This is a genomic window from Streptomyces sp. NPDC041068 (assembly GCF_040647455.1).
Lineage (GTDB): Bacteria > Actinomycetota > Actinomycetes > Streptomycetales > Streptomycetaceae > Streptomyces.
In genome coordinates this window covers 1-14,412 of the sequence record NZ_JBEZCG010000022.1, presented here as the reverse complement: position 1 = coordinate 14,412, position 14,412 = coordinate 1, and the positions used below count along the sequence as shown (strand labels likewise).

Sequence of the window (14,412 nt, the reverse complement as noted above, 5' to 3'; positions counted from 1 at the left end):
AGTTGCCGCACGCCCCATTGACGTGCGCTTGTTGCGGACACGACCATTCCCCCACTCGTGAGAGATCACTTTCCGCATCACGGAAACATCACGGAAACCGGGGAGCCGCCTGTGTTCACGCAGCAACTGGAGCCCGTGGCCGACTCGCTCGGCCTGTCCGCACTCGTCGCGACCCTGCCCCTCCTGACCGTCCTCGTCCTCCTCGGCGCCGTCCGCATGAAGGCGCACAGGGCAGGGCTCATCGGCCTCGCGGTCGCCGTCCTCGTCGCCTGGCTCGCGTACGGCATGCCGCTCGGTCAGACCGTCTCCAGCGCCGCGCAAGGAGCTCTCTTCGGCCTCTTCCCCATCCTGTGGATCGTCGTCAACGCCCTGTGGGTGTACCGCATGACGGTCCGCACCCGGCACTTCGACATCCTGCGCCGCTCCTTCGGGCGGCTCTCCGACGACCCTCGCATCCAGGCGCTCGTCGTGGCCTTCTGCTTCGGGGCGCTCCTGGAGGCGCTCGCCGGGTTCGGGGCGCCCGTCGCGATCAGCGCCGTCATGCTCGTCGCCCTCGGCTTCGACCCGGTGCGCGCGGCCGTCGTCGCCCTGGTCGCCAACACCGCGCCCGTCGCCTTCGGGGCCATGGGCACACCGGTGGTGACGCTGGCCCAGGTGACGGGCCTTCCGCTGGACACCGTCGCCACGGTCGTCGGCCGCCAGACACCGCTGCTCGCCCTGGTCGTACCGCTGCTCCTGGTGACCCTCGTGGACGGACGGCGCGGTCTGCGCGAGACCTGGGTGCCCGCCCTCGCGTGCGGATTCGCCTTCGCCGTCGCGCAGTTCGCGGCCTCCAACTACGTCTCCGCCCAACTCGCCGACATCGGGGCGGCCCTGGCGGGCGCGGGTGCGCTGATGGCCGTGCCGCACGCGCGCAGGCCGGCCACCGAACCCGTCCGCGTCGCGGTCCTCACCGGTGCGCGCAGCGAAGACCTCGACCACGACGACCCGCGCCCCGAAGTGCTGCGCGCCTACGCCCCGTACGCCCTCATCGTCGCCGTCTTCTCCCTCGCCCAGATCCCCGCCGTCAAGGACCTGCTCGCGAAGGCGACGCGCACCTTCGACTGGCCCTTCCTGAACGTCGGTGATCCTTCGGGGAATCCGGTCGGCGGCAACGTCTTCTCGCTTCCACTGCTCGGCACCGGCGGAACCCTCGTCCTGCTGGCCGGAGTGGGCACGGCGGCGGTCATCGGGGTGCACGCGCGCGTGGCGGTGCGCGAATGGGCGGCCACCGTCCACGAGTTGCGCTTCGCGATCCTCACCGTGACGTCCGTGCTGGCTCTCGCGTACGTCATGAACCTCTCCGGGCAGGCCGCCACGATCGGACACTACGTAGCCGCCGCCGGGGCGGGGCTCGCCTTCCTGTCGCCCGTGCTCGGCTGGTTCGGCGTGGCGGTGACAGGCTCCGACACCTCCGCCAACGCGCTGTTCGGCGCCCTGCAGGTGACGGCGGCTCAGCAGTCGGGGCTCTCGCCGGAACTCCTCGCGGCCGCCAACAGCTCGGGCGGTGTCCTCGGCAAGATGATCTCCCCGCAGAACCTGACGATCGCGTGCGCGGCCGTCGGCCTCGCGGGCAAGGAGGGCGATCTGCTGCGCAAGGTCCTGCCGTGGAGCCTCGGCCTGCTCCTGGTGATGTGTCTGATCGTGGTGGGACAGAGCACGGCAGTCCTCGGCTGGATGCTGCCGTGAGACGTCTGGACGCCACTGTGGGACGTCGGGATGCCGCCGCAGGACGTCTGCCGCCGGGGCCCCAGGACGTCTGCCGCCCGGGCCCGGCCCGCTGTCGGCGCCAGCGGGTAGCTTTGTGGTGACCGCGGAGAGCTCTCCGTACTCGCTGAGCTAGCAGAACCTGCAGAGAGGGTTGGCCGTGACTGCTGATCTGTCCCAGATCGTGAAGGCGTACGACGTCCGTGGGGTGGTCCCGGACCAGTGGGACGAGTCACTCGCCGAGCTGTTCGGGGCGGCCTTCGCGCAGATCACGGCGGCCGACGCGATCGTGGTCGGGCACGACATGCGCCCCTCGTCGCCGGGTCTTTCGCGGGCCTTCGCGCGTGGTGCCGCGGCCCGGGGCGTGGACGTGACGGAGATCGGTCTGTGCTCGACGGACCAGCTGTACTACGCCTCGGGGGCGCTGAACCTGCCGGGCGCGATGTTCACGGCCTCGCACAACCCCGCGCAGTACAACGGCATCAAGATGTGCCGCGCGGGCGCCGCCCCGGTCGGCCAGGACACCGGCCTCGCGGAGATCCGCGCCCTGGTCGAGGGCTGGAGCGCGACCGGCGCCCCCGAGCCCGCGGCCACCGCCGGCACCCTCACCCAGCGCGAGACCCTCGGTGACTACGCCGCGCACCTGCGCGGCCTGGTCGACCTCACGAAGATCCGCCCCCTGAAGGTCGTCGTCGACGCGGGCAACGGCATGGGCGGGCACACCGTCCCCACCGTCTTCGAGGGCCTGCCCCTCGACGTCGTGCCGATGTACTTCGAGCTGGACGGCACCTTCCCCAACCACGAGGCCAACCCCCTGGACCCGGCCAACATCGTGGACCTGCAGAAGCGCGTGCGCGCCGAGGGCGCCGACCTCGGCATCGCCTTCGACGGCGACGCGGACCGCTGCTTCGTCGTCGACGAGAACGGCGCCCCGGTCTCCCCGTCGGCCATCACCGCCCTGGTCGCCTCCCGCGAACTGGCCAAGCACGGCGGCAAGGGCACGGTCATCCACAACCTCATCACCTCCTGGTCGGTCCCGGAGGTCGTGAAGGAGAACGGCGGCACGCCGGTCCGCACGCGCGTGGGCCACTCCTTCATCAAGGAGGAGATGGCCAAGACCGGCGCGATCTTCGGCGGCGAGCACTCCGCGCACTACTACTTCAAGGACTTCTGGAACGCGGACACGGGCATGCTCGCCGCCCTCCACGTCCTGGCGGCCCTCGGCGGCCAGGACGGCCCGCTCTCCGGCCTCGTCGCCCAGTACGACCGCTACGCCGGCTCCGGCGAGATCAACTCCACGGTCGACGACCAGAGCGCCCGCCTCGCCGCCATCAGGACCGCCCACCAGGGCAAGGACGGCGTGACCCTGGACGAGCTCGACGGCCTCACCGTGACCGCCGCCGACTGGTGGTTCAACGTACGCGCCTCGAACACCGAGCCCCTGCTGCGCCTGAACGTCGAGGCCCGGGACGAGGCCACCATGGCGCGCGTCCGCGACGAGGCCCTGGCGATCATCCGCGGCTGACGCGGCGCCCGCGGGGAGGGCCGGCCACGACCCTCCCCGCACCCCCACGCCGAGCCCCGCGCGGAGGTAGGCTGACCAGGCCGCATCCTGCGCGGTGGCGGTGCGGTTCCCCGGCGGACACCGCGCGCGATCGCCGCACCGAAGCAGCGCGCACCCCATCAGATCCGTTCGAAGGGACCCACCCCATGCCGCTCGAAGCCGGCCTCCTGGAGATCCTCGCCTGCCCGGCCTGTCACGCCCCTCTCAAGGAGACGGACACCGAGCTGGTCTGCACGGCGGACGCCAAGGAGTGCGGTCTCGCCTACCCGGTCCGCGACGGCATCCCCGTCCTCCTGGTCGACGAGGCCCGCCGCCCCGCCTGAGGGACCCACGCAGGAAGCCGCGCACCGCGATCGGAGGCCTGACACCCATGCTCGACGAGTCGCTGCTCGACGCCCCCGAGGCGTTGGCCCGCGCCGACCGCCGCGGACTGCTGAGGGGCGCGGCAGAGGCGGGTGCCCGCGTCCGCACCGCGGTCCGGCACGCCACCGAGGCCGGGCTCACGGACCTCAAGCCCGACGGCCGCCCCCGTGCCGTCCTGATCGCGGGCCCCGGCACCGCGGCCGTCTGCGTCGCCGACTTCCTCGACGCCCTCGCGGGCACGGGCTGCCCCGTGGTCCGGCTGACCCCGACCGGCGTCGCACCCGCCGGGGGAGCCCTGCGCTGGGCGCTGCCCGGCTGGGCCGGTCCCGTCGACCTGCTGCTCATCGCCACCCCGGACGGCGCCGAACCGGGCCTCTCGCTCCTCGCCGAGCAGGCGTACCGCCGCGGCTGCACGGTCGTCGCGGTCGCCCCCGCGCGCACCCCGATCGCCGAGAGCGTGGAGGGCAGCCACGGCCTCACGGTCCCCATGGCCACCTCGCCCTACGGCGCGTACGAAGGCCCGCACGACGAGGCGACCCGCGGCTCCGCGTCGTACGAGGCACGCCGCGTCGAGGACGAAGCCGCCCCCGGCGCCCCCGGCACCCTGTGGGCCCTCCTCGTCCCGCTGCTCGTGCTCCTCGACCGCACCGGCCTGGTCGCCGCCCCCGTCGACGCCCTGCAGAAGGTCGCCGACCGCCTGGACGGCGTCGCGGAACGCTGCGGCCCGGCCATCGCGACGTACAGCAATCCCGCCAAGACGCTCGCCGCCGAGCTCGCCGACGCGCTCCCGCTGATCTGGACCGAGGGGCAGGCCGCGGGCGCCACAGGGCGACGCTTCGCCGCCACCCTCGCCGAGCTCGCCGGACACGCCGCGCTCGCCGCCGAACTGCCCGAGGCCCTGCCCGCGCACGGCGCCCTCCTCGCGGGCGGCCTCGCGGGTGGCGGCGACGACACCGACGACTTCTTCCGCGACCGTGTCGACGACCCGGCTGCCCTCCGCGCGCGCGTGGTGCTGCTCCGCGACCGGCCCGTCGACGCGGGCGGCCTCAGCGCCGCGCCCGCCGCCCGGGAGCTGGCGAACAGCCACGACGTCGCGCTCAGCGAGCTCGAGCCGGAGAGCGGCGACGAGTTGGAGGCACTCGCGGAGCTGATCGCCGTCACGGATTTCGCCGCCGTTTACCTGGCGCTCGCCTCGGGGGACGGATCATGACCACCGCACGGGTCGCCTCTTGACCACGGCACCGGTCACCGCCGCAGTTCAGCATTCGCGTACGTAGCAAGGGAGATCCCCTCCGTGGACCGCCTCACCAACACCATCCGCCCCTACGCCTGGGGTTCCACCACCGCCATCGCGGAGCTCCTCGGCGTGGCACCGAGCGGTGAGCCGCAGGCCGAGATGTGGATGGGCGCCCACCCGGGCGCGCCCTCGCGCACCGAGCGCGGCGCGCTGAACGAGGTCATCGAGGCGGACCCGGAGCGCGAGCTCGGCAAGGAAGCGGTCGCCAAGTTCGGCCCGCGCCTGCCCTTCCTTTTCAAGATCCTCGCCGCGGGGGCCCCGCTCTCCCTCCAGGTGCACCCGAACCTGGCGCAGGCGAAGGAGGGGTACGCGGACGAGGAGCGCCGCGGCGTCCCGATCGACGCGCCGGACCGCAACTACAAGGACGCCAACCACAAGCCCGAACTCATCTGCGCCCTCACGCCGTTCGACGGCCTGTGCGGCTTCCGCGACCCCGCCGAGACCGCGGACCTCCTGGAGGCCCTGGGCGTGGACTCCCTCAAGCCGTACGTCGACCTGCTGCGCGCCCACCCCGAAGAGGCCGCCCTGCGCGAGGTCCTGACGGCCGTGCTGAGCGCCGACCCCGAGCAGATGGCCGAGACGGTCACCGAGGTCACGGCCGCCGCCCGCCGCCTCGGGGGTGCCTACACCCCGTACGTCGACATCGCCCACCACTACCCGGGCGACCCCGGTGTCATCGCGGCGATGCTCCTCAACCACGTCCAACTGCAGCCCGGCGAGGCCCTGTTCCTCGGCGCCGGCGTCCCGCACGCCTACCTCGACGGCCTCGGCGTCGAGATCATGGCCAACTCCGACAACGTCCTGCGCTGCGGCCTGACCCCCAAGCACGTCGACGTACCCGAACTCCTGCGCATCGTCCGCTTCGAGGCGACCGACCCCGGCGTCCTGCGCCCCGCCGCGACATCAGCCGCTGCCGCGGCGGGCTCGCCCGACGGCGAGGAGGTCTACGAAACCCCGATCGACGAGTTCCGCCTCTCCCGCTTCGTGCTGCCCGAGGGCGCCGCCGCGCACGACCTCACCGCCGTGACCCCGCAGATCCTGCTCTGCGCCGCGGGCTCGGTCCGCGCGGGCGAACTGACCCTGACGCCCGGCCAGTCCGCGTTCGTCCCCGCGGGCGAAAAGGTCGAAGTGTCCGGGGTGGGCACGGTTTTCCGTGCCACTGTGGTGGCCTGACACACCAACGCCCTCCCGTGCTGCAACAATGACCCACCGCAAAGGCCGGGCAAAGCGTGCCCGGCACCGTGGTCGGTACGTACGAAGGCGAAGGGACACCCCGCACTCATGAGCGCGTCAGGCGGAACAAAGGCGATTGTCGCGGCACTTGCCGCGAACCTCGCGATCGCGGTGGCGAAGTTCGTCGCGTTCATCTTCAGCGGCTCGTCCTCGATGCTCGCCGAGAGCGTCCACTCGCTCGCCGACTCGGGCAACCAGGGACTGCTGCTCCTCGGCGGCAAGAAGGCCCAGCGCGAGGCGACCCCGCAGCACCCGTTCGGCTACGGCCGCGAGCGCTACATCTACGCCTTCCTGGTCTCGATCGTCCTCTTCTCGGTCGGCGGCATGTTCGCGATCTACGAGGGCTACGAGAAGATCAAGCACCCGCATGAGCTCGAGCACTGGTACTGGCCCGTCGGGGTCCTGGTGTTCGCGATCATCGCGGAGAGCTTCTCCTTCCGGACCGCCATCAAGGAGTCCAACCCGCTGCGCGGCAACCTCTCCTGGAAGGAGTTCGTGCGCCGCGCCAAGGCCCCCGAGCTGCCCGTCGTCCTCCTGGAGGACCTCGGCGCGCTCGTCGGTCTGATCCTCGCCCTCGGCGGTGTCGGCCTCGCCCTTGCCACCGGCGACGGCGTCTGGGACGGCATCGGCACGCTCTGCATCGGCGTCCTGCTCATCCTGATCGCGATCGTCCTGGCGGCGGAGACCAAGTCCCTGCTGCTCGGCGAGGCCGCGGGCACCGAAGAGGTCGCCAAGATCGAGAAGGCCCTGGTCGACGGCGACACGGTCACCAAGGTCATCCACATGCGCACGCTGCACCTCGGCCCCGAGGAGCTCCTCGTCGCCGCCAAGGTCGCCGTCCAGCACGACGACACGGCCGCCGAGGTCGCCGCCGCGATCAACGCCGCGGAGGAGCGCATCCGCGCGGAGGTCCCGATCGCCCGCGTGATCTATCTGGAGCCGGACATCTACAGCGAGTCGGCGGCCGCGGCGGGCGAGAACCCGGCGAAGTCACCCGGCGGCCACTGAGGTTTCTTCTGCGTACGTGGATGGGGCCCCGCACCTTCTCGGTGCGGGGCCCCATCCACGTATCCGGAAGGTCCTGACTGCTCACTGGACCGACGACCGGACTTACCGGACCTCGCGCAGCACATCGAGGATCGCGGCGTCGTCCGGCGCCGCCTCGAGCCGCTCCCGGAAGCCGGTGTCCATCAACTTCCGCGACAGCAGGGCGAGAATCCGCAGGTGCTCGTCCCCGGCGGCGGCCTCCGGCACGGAGATCATGAAGATCAGCTTGGCCTTCGTGCCGTCGAGCGCGCCCCACTCGATGCCCTCCGCCGACCGCGCGAAGCCGACGATCGGCGAGTCCACGGCATCGGTCTTGGCGTGCGGGATGGCGATCTCCTCGCCGAGCCCGGTGGTGCCCTGCGTCTCGCGCCGCAGCGCCGTCCGCACCAGCTCCTCCACGTCGTTGACCTTGCCGGTGGTGGCGAGCAGCTCGGCCATCTCGCGAATCGCCGCCTCCTTCTCGCCCGCCGCCAGCCGGACCTTCACGGTCTGCTCGCTGAGATAGCCGGAAAGAACCTCGCCCGCAGGCTCGGGGGCGGGGGAGGCGGCGGCAGGGGATGCCGACGGGGTCTTCTGCAGCGCCCCGGCGGCAACAGCCGCACCACCCGTACCGGCACCCACCCCGGCGAGCACCGGCTCGGGCCCGCCCGGCACGTCGACCAGGGGAGCCCCGCGCCGCTTGCGCTCGCTGAGGTCGACCAGCGTCACGGTCGTGAGCGCCGTGACGACCGAACCGATGGCGATGGCCACGAAGAACATCGGCACGCCGCCCACGGCACCGAGCACCGCCACGATCGGCCCGCCGTGCGGCACCGCGTCCTTCACGCTCGCCAAGCCGGCGACGGCACCGGCGACGGCGCCGCCGAGCATGTTGGCGGGGATGACCTGCGCGGGCCGCGCGGCGGCGAACGGAATGGCGCCTTCCGAGATCCCGAAGAAGCCCATGAACAACGAGGCGAGACCGGTCTCCCGCTCCTGCTCGGTGTAGAGCCGCTTGCGGATCAGCGTCGCGAGCCCCTGCCCGAGCGGCATGACCGGGATCGCCGCGGCGCACATGCCCATGACGGTCTGGTTGCCGGTGGCGATGAGTCCCGCGCCGAACAGGAAGGCGGTCTTGTTGACGGGACCACCCATGTCGAAGGCGATCATGAGGCCGAGGATCGCGCCGAGCAGGATCGCGCTCGTGCCGGTCATCCCGCTGAGCCAGTCCGTCAGATGCTCGAAGACCCACGAGATCGGCTTTCCGATGACGTAGATGAAGAACAAGCCGAGGGCAGTGGTCGCGACGATCGGGATCACGATGATCGGCATGATCGGCTGGACGAACTTCGGGACCTTGACCTTCTTGATCCACAGCACCAGATAGCCGGCCAGGAAGCCGGTGACGATGGCCCCGATGAAGCCCGCGCCCGCCTTGGAGTCGTACAGCTCACCGGTGTTGGCGATCCACCCGCCGATCATGCCCGGCACCAGCGCGGGCCGGTCCCCGATGGCGTACGCGATGTATCCCGACAGGATCGGCACCATCAGCGTGAACCCGATGACACCGATCTGGTTCACATGCATCCAGAACGAGCCGTCCGGGATGACGAGACCGCCCTTGGGGTCGGTGTGCCCGCCCAGCGACAGCGAGATCGCGATCAGCAGACCACCGACCACGACGAACGGGATCATGTACGAGACGCCGTTCATCAGCGCCTTGTACGCGACGCTGCGCTCCCTGCCGCCCCCGCCCCCGCCGCCGGAGAGCGGCTCGGCGGAACCGCCGCCCCCGCCTCCGCCGTGCACCGGCGCGCTCTGCACCTGCTCGATCAGCCGCTCCGGGTGGCTGATGCCTTCGGAGACGCCGACGGAGAGCACCCGCTTCCCCACGAAGCGGCTGCGGTCGACGTCCTTGTCGGCTGCGATGATGATGCCGTCGGCGTCTCTGACATCGTTGTCAGAGAGGACGTTCTCGGCCCCGATGGAGCCCTGCGTCTCCACCTTCATGTCGATGCCGAGGCTCTCCGCGGCCTGCGAGAGCTTCTCGGCCGCCATGTACGTGTGGGCGATGCCGGTCGGACAGGCGGTCACCGCGAGCAGCTTCAACCTCCGCTGCCCGCTGCTGGCCCCGCCTATGGGGGGCTCGGCCGGACTGGTCACGTGGATCTCCTTACGCCTTTGCCAAACAAGATCGCGCAAATGTTCCCGATCTCAAGGCATCCTGCAACACATAAGCGCAGGATCAAAAGCGCAAAGGTCCCATATCGTCCGGGTCTGACGGCCTATCCGCCAGTCAGGACGTGCCCAGAGGCGGGCTGGGGGTTGCTGGGCCAATCGGTGTAGCTTTGAGACCGAGCCAGACGTCGCTGCTGATGGCGGTCGGGCGGTCCAAGCACGGATCGTCCGAGGGAGAGAGGGCCTCCGACGGACTGCGCTGCGCGCGTCGGTGCACCCGTGTACCCAACGCCGCAGGTCAGCCATGTCCACCCTCGATCCATCCACGAGGAGCAGCTCACTCATGACTCTCATCAACGGCAAGGACTTCAAGGTCGCCGACCTCTCCCTCGCCGAGTTCGGCCGCAAGGAGATCACCCTCGCCGAGCACGAGATGCCCGGCCTGATGTCGATCCGCAAGGAGTTCGCGGCCTCCCAGCCGCTGGCCGGCGCCCGCATCATGGGCTCCCTGCACATGACCGTGCAGACCGCCGTCCTCATCGAGACCCTGGTCGCCCTCGGCGCCGAGGTCCGCTGGGTCTCCTGCAACATCTTCTCCACCCAGGACCACGCGGCCGCCGCCATCGCGGTCGGCCCGAACGGCACCCCGGACAACCCGCAGGGCGTCCCGGTCTTCGCCTGGAAGGGCGAGACCCTGGAGGAGTACTGGTGGTGCACGGAGCAGGCGCTGACCTGGCCGAACACCCCCACCGGCGGCCCGAACATGATCCTGGACGACGGCGGCGACGCCACCCTCCTCGTCCACAAGGGCGTCGAGTACGAGAAGGCCGGCAAGGTCCCCTCGGTCGACACCGCCGAGAACGACGAGCACCGCGTCATCCTGCAGCTCCTCAACCGCACCATCACCGAGGGCTCGCAGAAGTGGACCCAGCTCGCCTCGGAGATCCGCGGCGTGACCGAGGAGACCACGACCGGCGTCCACCGTCTCTACGAGATGCAGCGTGACGGCCAGCTCCTCTTCCCGGCGATCAACGTCAACGACGCCGTCACGAAGTCGAAGTTCGACAACAAGTACGGCTGCCGCCACTCCCTGATCGACGGCATCAACCGCGCCACGGACGTCCTCATCGGCGGCAAGACCGCGGTCGTCCTCGGCTACGGCGACGTGGGCAAGGGCTGTGCGGAGTCCCTGCGCGGCCAGGGCGCCCGAGTGATCGTCACCGAGATCGACCCGATCTGCGCGCTGCAGGCGGCGATGGACGGCTACCAGGTCACCACGCTCGACGAGGTCGTCGACAAGGCCGACATCTTCGTCACCACGACCGGCAACAAGGACATCATCATGGCCTCGGACATGGCCAAGATGAAGCACCAGGCGATCGTGGGCAACATCGGCCACTTCGACAACGAGATCGACATGGCCGGCCTCGCGAAGATCGAGGGCATCGTCAAGGACGAGGTCAAGCCGCAGGTCCACACCTGGACGTTCCCCGACGGCAAGGTCCTGATCGTGCTGTCCGAGGGCCGCCTGCTGAACCTGGGCAACGCGACCGGTCACCCGTCCTTCGTGATGTCCAACTCGTTCGCGGACCAGACGCTGGCCCAGATCGAGCTGTTCACTAAGCAGGAGGAGTACCCGACCGACGTCTACGTCCTCCCCAAGCACCTGGACGAGAAGGTCGCCCGCCTCCACCTCGACTCGCTCGGCGTGAAGCTCACGACGCTCCGCCCCGAGCAGGCCTCGTACATCGGCGTCGAGGTCGAGGGCCCGTACAAGCCGGACCACTACCGCTACTGACGGCCGACCGGCCGCCGGTCAGCACCACTTCAGCAGGCCCTCGCCCCAGCGGCGGGGGCCTGCCCCTTTGCGGCCCACCAGCCGTGGCCGACGAGACTCACGCCAGGAACAGGACCGAGGACCGAGACCCATGCCCCGCGGCCGATATTCGCTCCATGATCCGCACGATCACACCCCCCTCGGTGAAGAACACTTCCACTGCGCGCCCGGCCCCTCCGGCTGGCGCTACGTGTCCCAACGAACCACCCCCTCAGGCACCCCCGCGGGCTCCGTCGACCTCGCGCTCGACGACCGGGGCCGCCCCATCCGCCTCGAACTCCACGCGGGCGACTGGCAGGTCCGCGCCGGCGCCCTCAACGGCGTCACCTGGGTCCGCACCGACTCCACCGGCGCCCACGCCACCGAAGACAACGCCCCCGCGCACGCCTTCACCGGCACTTCCCCCGCTTTCCTCGTCGCGACGGCCCGGCTGCTGAGCCTGACCCCCGCTTCCCCTGCGACCCGCATCCGCCTGGTCGCCTTCACGGACCCCGTCCTCGCCCCCCGCACCCTCGACCAGTCCTGGGCCCTGCTGAAAAGCGAAGCACACGCCACTGACAACGGCCCGTTGATCGTGGACGAATACCAGGTCACAGCCCTGGACACCGGCGAACAGCACGCGGTGCACATCGCCGGCGACGTCGTCCTCGCGGCCCCCGGCATCGAGCTCGAACACCTCGAAACCCCGCCGTCCACCTTCACCTAGGCAGGCGGCACGAACCCCGTGGCCGGAGGCGCGGGTTCCGTACCCTGCTCGACGGGCGCCACGTAACGCTCGGACACCGAGCCGGAGTTGTCCGCCACGGGGGCAGCGGGCGAAGGCGCATGAGCCGGCGCCGGACCGGCACCGGGACCGGCAGAAGTGGTGGAACCGGCAGAACCGGCAGGGCTCTCGGCAGCAACCGCACCGCCGAAGGCACGCCGCGCATCCCGTGCCTGCCGCTCATGCACAACAGCCGCCAAAAACGCGGCCGGTGGAACACCCTGCGGCACCGGAGCCCCGGTCCGCTCCGCCAGATCGCCGGCAAGCCGCTCGGCCATCGCCCAGCCCACCTGCGGATCCAACTGCCCCATCCGCGTCAGGTATTGCCGAATGGCCAGCCACAGCCCCTCGGGAACCCCGGACAGATCGAGCCCGGAGAACCGCCCCACCATCCAGGGCGGAGGCGGAGGCACGAAAGCGGCCTGCCCCGCGGGCACCCGCTCACGTACGACCAGCGTCCCCGCGAACACATCGCCGAGCCGCCGCCCACGCGCCGACACCAGAGACGCGATGCACGCGACGACCCCGAACGTCATCAGGATCTCGACGACCCCCACGGCCCCCCGCACCAGCGCGTGCCGGAACCGGATCGGCCCACCGTCGTCCCGCACCACCCGCAGCCCGCACGCCAGCTTCCCCAGCGACCGCCCACGACTGAGCGTCTCCACCGCGATGGGACCACCGACCAGGACGAGTACGAAGCTGGCGACCGCGACCGCGGCAGCCGCGGCATCGTCCAACGAAGACGTCGACGCGATGACCCCGATGGTCACCGCCAGATAGACCGCCCACGCCACGGCCAAATCGATCAGCACGGCCAGCGCCCGGCTCGGCAGCTTCGCGGGACGCAGCTCCAGCGCCACCGCCTCGCCCGTCACAAGCTCACTCACGCCCGCCACCCTTCCCTGCCCTGCCGTAGGACTGGCCAGTCTGCCAAGCTGAACAGTCACGCGCCGCAGTACGAGGAGCAGCCACCTGATGGACCTCGACGTCTTCGTGTCCGCCCACCGAGCCGAGTGGGACCGACTGGACGCCTTGCTGCGCCGCCAACGCCGCCTCTCCGGAGCCGAGGCCGACGAACTCGTCACCCTCTACCAACGCACCGCCACCCACCTCTCCCTGATCCAGTCCAGCGCACCGGACCCTCAGCTCATCGGACGCCTCACGCACCTGGTGGCACGCGCGCGTAGTGCCGTGACGGGCACACGCCGCGCCTCCTGGAGAGACGTGACCCGCTTCCTGACACACGGCTTCCCAGCGGCGGTCTACCGATCCCGCCGCTGGTGGGTCCCCACGGCCCTGCTCTCCACACTCCTGGCAGCAGTGATCGGCTGGTGGATCGGCACCCACCCCGAGGTCCAGGCCTCGATCGCGGCCCCCGACGAGCTCCGAGCGATGACTCGCCCAGGCGGTGAGTACGAGACGTACTACTCCAGCCACCCCGCAGCGTCCTTCGCCGCCCAGGTCTGGACGAACAACGCCCAGGCCGCCGCGATGTGCCTGGTCCTGGGCGCTTTCCTCTGCTTCCCCGTCATCTGGATCCTCTTCCAGAACATGCTCAACCTCGGCGTCGGCATCGGCCTGATGTCCTCGGCCGACCGCCTCGACACCTTCCTCGGCCTGGTCCTGCCACACGGTCTCCTGGAACTGACCGCAGTCTTCGTAGCCGCCGGCACAGGCCTGCGCCTCGGCTGGACCCTCATCGACCCGGGCCCACGCACACGCAGGACCGCCCTGGCAGAAGAGGGCCGCTCGGCCCTGGGCATGGCCATCGGCCTGGCCCTGGTCCTCTTCGTATCGGGCGCCATCGAAGGCTTCGTCACCCCATCGGGCCTGCCGACCTGGGCCCGCATCGCCATCGGTATCGCCGCTGAACTGGCATTCCTCGCGTACGTCTACGTGCTGGGCGGCAGGGCGGCCCGCGAGGGCGAGACAGGGGACCTGGACCAGGCAGAACGCAGCGCGTCCGTCCCCCTCGCAGCGTGATGTGCGTACGGCCCCTCTGACCTGTTAGTCTCCTTCCCGCCCCAAGAAAGCCGTTGACACGGAAGGACTGGGGAGGTAGATTCGAACAGTTGCCTAGAGCTGGACAAGTCCAGCGACAGCGGTTAACATCTGCCTGCTTCTTGAATTTCATTAATCGAGAAGCCACCCCGATCAATCGGAAATCTTGAGCCGGTCAGTCCGGTCGAAAACTTCTGATAAAGTCGGATCAGCCGAAAGGCAAAGGCCCTCCAACGGCCACCGGAAATGAAATCCGAACCGGGAACGGAACGGAAAACGGATCTGGTAAGGTTGGAAACACGAAATACCGAAGGGAAGCGCCCGGAGGAAAGCCCGAGAGGGTGAGTACAAAGGAAGCGTCCGTTCCTTGAGAACTCAACAGCGTGCCAAAAGTCAACGCC

12 protein-coding genes are annotated in these 14,412 nt (G+C 70.3%); 9 read left to right on the top strand and 3 right to left on the bottom strand.

Annotated elements, in window-relative coordinates; translation table 11 throughout:
• Positions 1 to 111 precede the first annotated feature (111 nt).
• The 6 genes from AB0B50_RS37675 to AB0B50_RS37650 all read left to right on the top strand — a co-directional run bounded on the left by AB0B50_RS37675 (position 112) and on the right by AB0B50_RS37650 (position 7,211).
• Entirely contained in the window at positions 112 to 1,728 is a 1,617-nt protein-coding gene (locus tag AB0B50_RS37675; protein ID WP_362340429.1) for a lactate permease LctP family transporter, read from the top strand.
• A gap of 178 nt (positions 1,729 to 1,906) precedes the next feature.
• The gene (locus tag AB0B50_RS37670; RefSeq protein ID WP_362340427.1) at positions 1,907 to 3,271 is read left to right on the top strand and encodes a phosphomannomutase/phosphoglucomutase; all 1,365 of its coding nucleotides are present in this window, start codon (positions 1,907 to 1,909) and stop codon (positions 3,269 to 3,271) included.
• A gap of 185 nt (positions 3,272 to 3,456) precedes the next feature.
• Positions 3,457 to 3,633, top strand: a complete 177-nt coding sequence (locus AB0B50_RS37665) for a Trm112 family protein (protein ID WP_362340425.1) — start codon at positions 3,457 to 3,459, stop codon at positions 3,631 to 3,633.
• 47 nt (positions 3,634 to 3,680) lie between these two features.
• Positions 3,681 to 4,883: an SIS domain-containing protein gene (locus AB0B50_RS37660; RefSeq protein ID WP_362340423.1), complete on the top strand. Its 1,203-nt coding sequence runs from the start codon at positions 3,681 to 3,683 to the stop codon at positions 4,881 to 4,883.
• Between the two features lie 84 nt (positions 4,884 to 4,967).
• Complete coding sequence (gene manA, locus AB0B50_RS37655) at positions 4,968 to 6,143, top strand: mannose-6-phosphate isomerase, class I (RefSeq protein ID WP_362340421.1); 1,176 nt, start codon at positions 4,968 to 4,970, stop codon at positions 6,141 to 6,143.
• A 108-nt stretch (positions 6,144 to 6,251) separates the two neighbouring features.
• A complete protein-coding gene (locus tag AB0B50_RS37650; RefSeq protein WP_362340419.1) occupies positions 6,252 to 7,211 on the top strand; it encodes a cation transporter in 960 nt (319 codons plus the stop codon).
• A gap of 102 nt (positions 7,212 to 7,313) precedes the next feature.
• Here AB0B50_RS37650 and AB0B50_RS37645 read toward each other — a convergent pair whose 3' ends face one another.
• The gene (locus AB0B50_RS37645; RefSeq protein ID WP_362340417.1) at positions 7,314 to 9,392 is read right to left on the bottom strand and encodes a fructose-specific PTS transporter subunit EIIC; all 2,079 of its coding nucleotides are present in this window, start codon (positions 9,390 to 9,392) and stop codon (positions 7,314 to 7,316) included.
• A 358-nt stretch (positions 9,393 to 9,750) separates the two neighbouring features.
• On the opposite strand from AB0B50_RS37645, the gene ahcY reads away from it, so the two are divergent.
• Both ahcY and AB0B50_RS37635 read left to right on the top strand, forming a co-directional pair.
• The gene (gene ahcY, locus AB0B50_RS37640) at positions 9,751 to 11,205 is read left to right on the top strand and encodes an adenosylhomocysteinase (RefSeq protein ID WP_362340415.1); all 1,455 of its coding nucleotides are present in this window, start codon (positions 9,751 to 9,753) and stop codon (positions 11,203 to 11,205) included.
• A 130-nt stretch (positions 11,206 to 11,335) separates the two neighbouring features.
• Positions 11,336 to 11,950 carry a hypothetical protein gene (locus AB0B50_RS37635; protein ID WP_362340413.1) on the top strand — a complete coding sequence of 205 codons (615 nt, stop codon included), beginning with the start codon at positions 11,336 to 11,338 and terminating at the stop codon, positions 11,948 to 11,950.
• Here the strand turns inward: AB0B50_RS37635 and AB0B50_RS37630 are convergent.
• Positions 11,947 to 12,897 (bottom strand): RDD family protein, encoded by a 951-nt coding sequence (locus AB0B50_RS37630; RefSeq protein WP_362340411.1) that lies wholly within the window; start codon positions 12,895 to 12,897, stop codon positions 11,947 to 11,949. The genes AB0B50_RS37635 and AB0B50_RS37630 overlap by 4 nt on opposite strands.
• An 88-nt stretch (positions 12,898 to 12,985) precedes the next feature.
• Between AB0B50_RS37630 and AB0B50_RS37625 the strand changes: the two genes are divergently transcribed.
• Positions 12,986 to 13,993: a stage II sporulation protein M gene (locus tag AB0B50_RS37625; protein WP_362340409.1), complete on the top strand. Its 1,008-nt coding sequence runs from the start codon at positions 12,986 to 12,988 to the stop codon at positions 13,991 to 13,993.
• Positions 13,994 to 14,219: 226 nt separating this feature from the next.
• On the opposite strand, the gene AB0B50_RS37620 is transcribed toward AB0B50_RS37625, so the two are convergent.
• On the bottom strand, positions 14,220 to 14,412 hold a 193-nt coding region (locus AB0B50_RS37620), incomplete at its 5' end, for a hypothetical protein (RefSeq protein ID WP_229863171.1).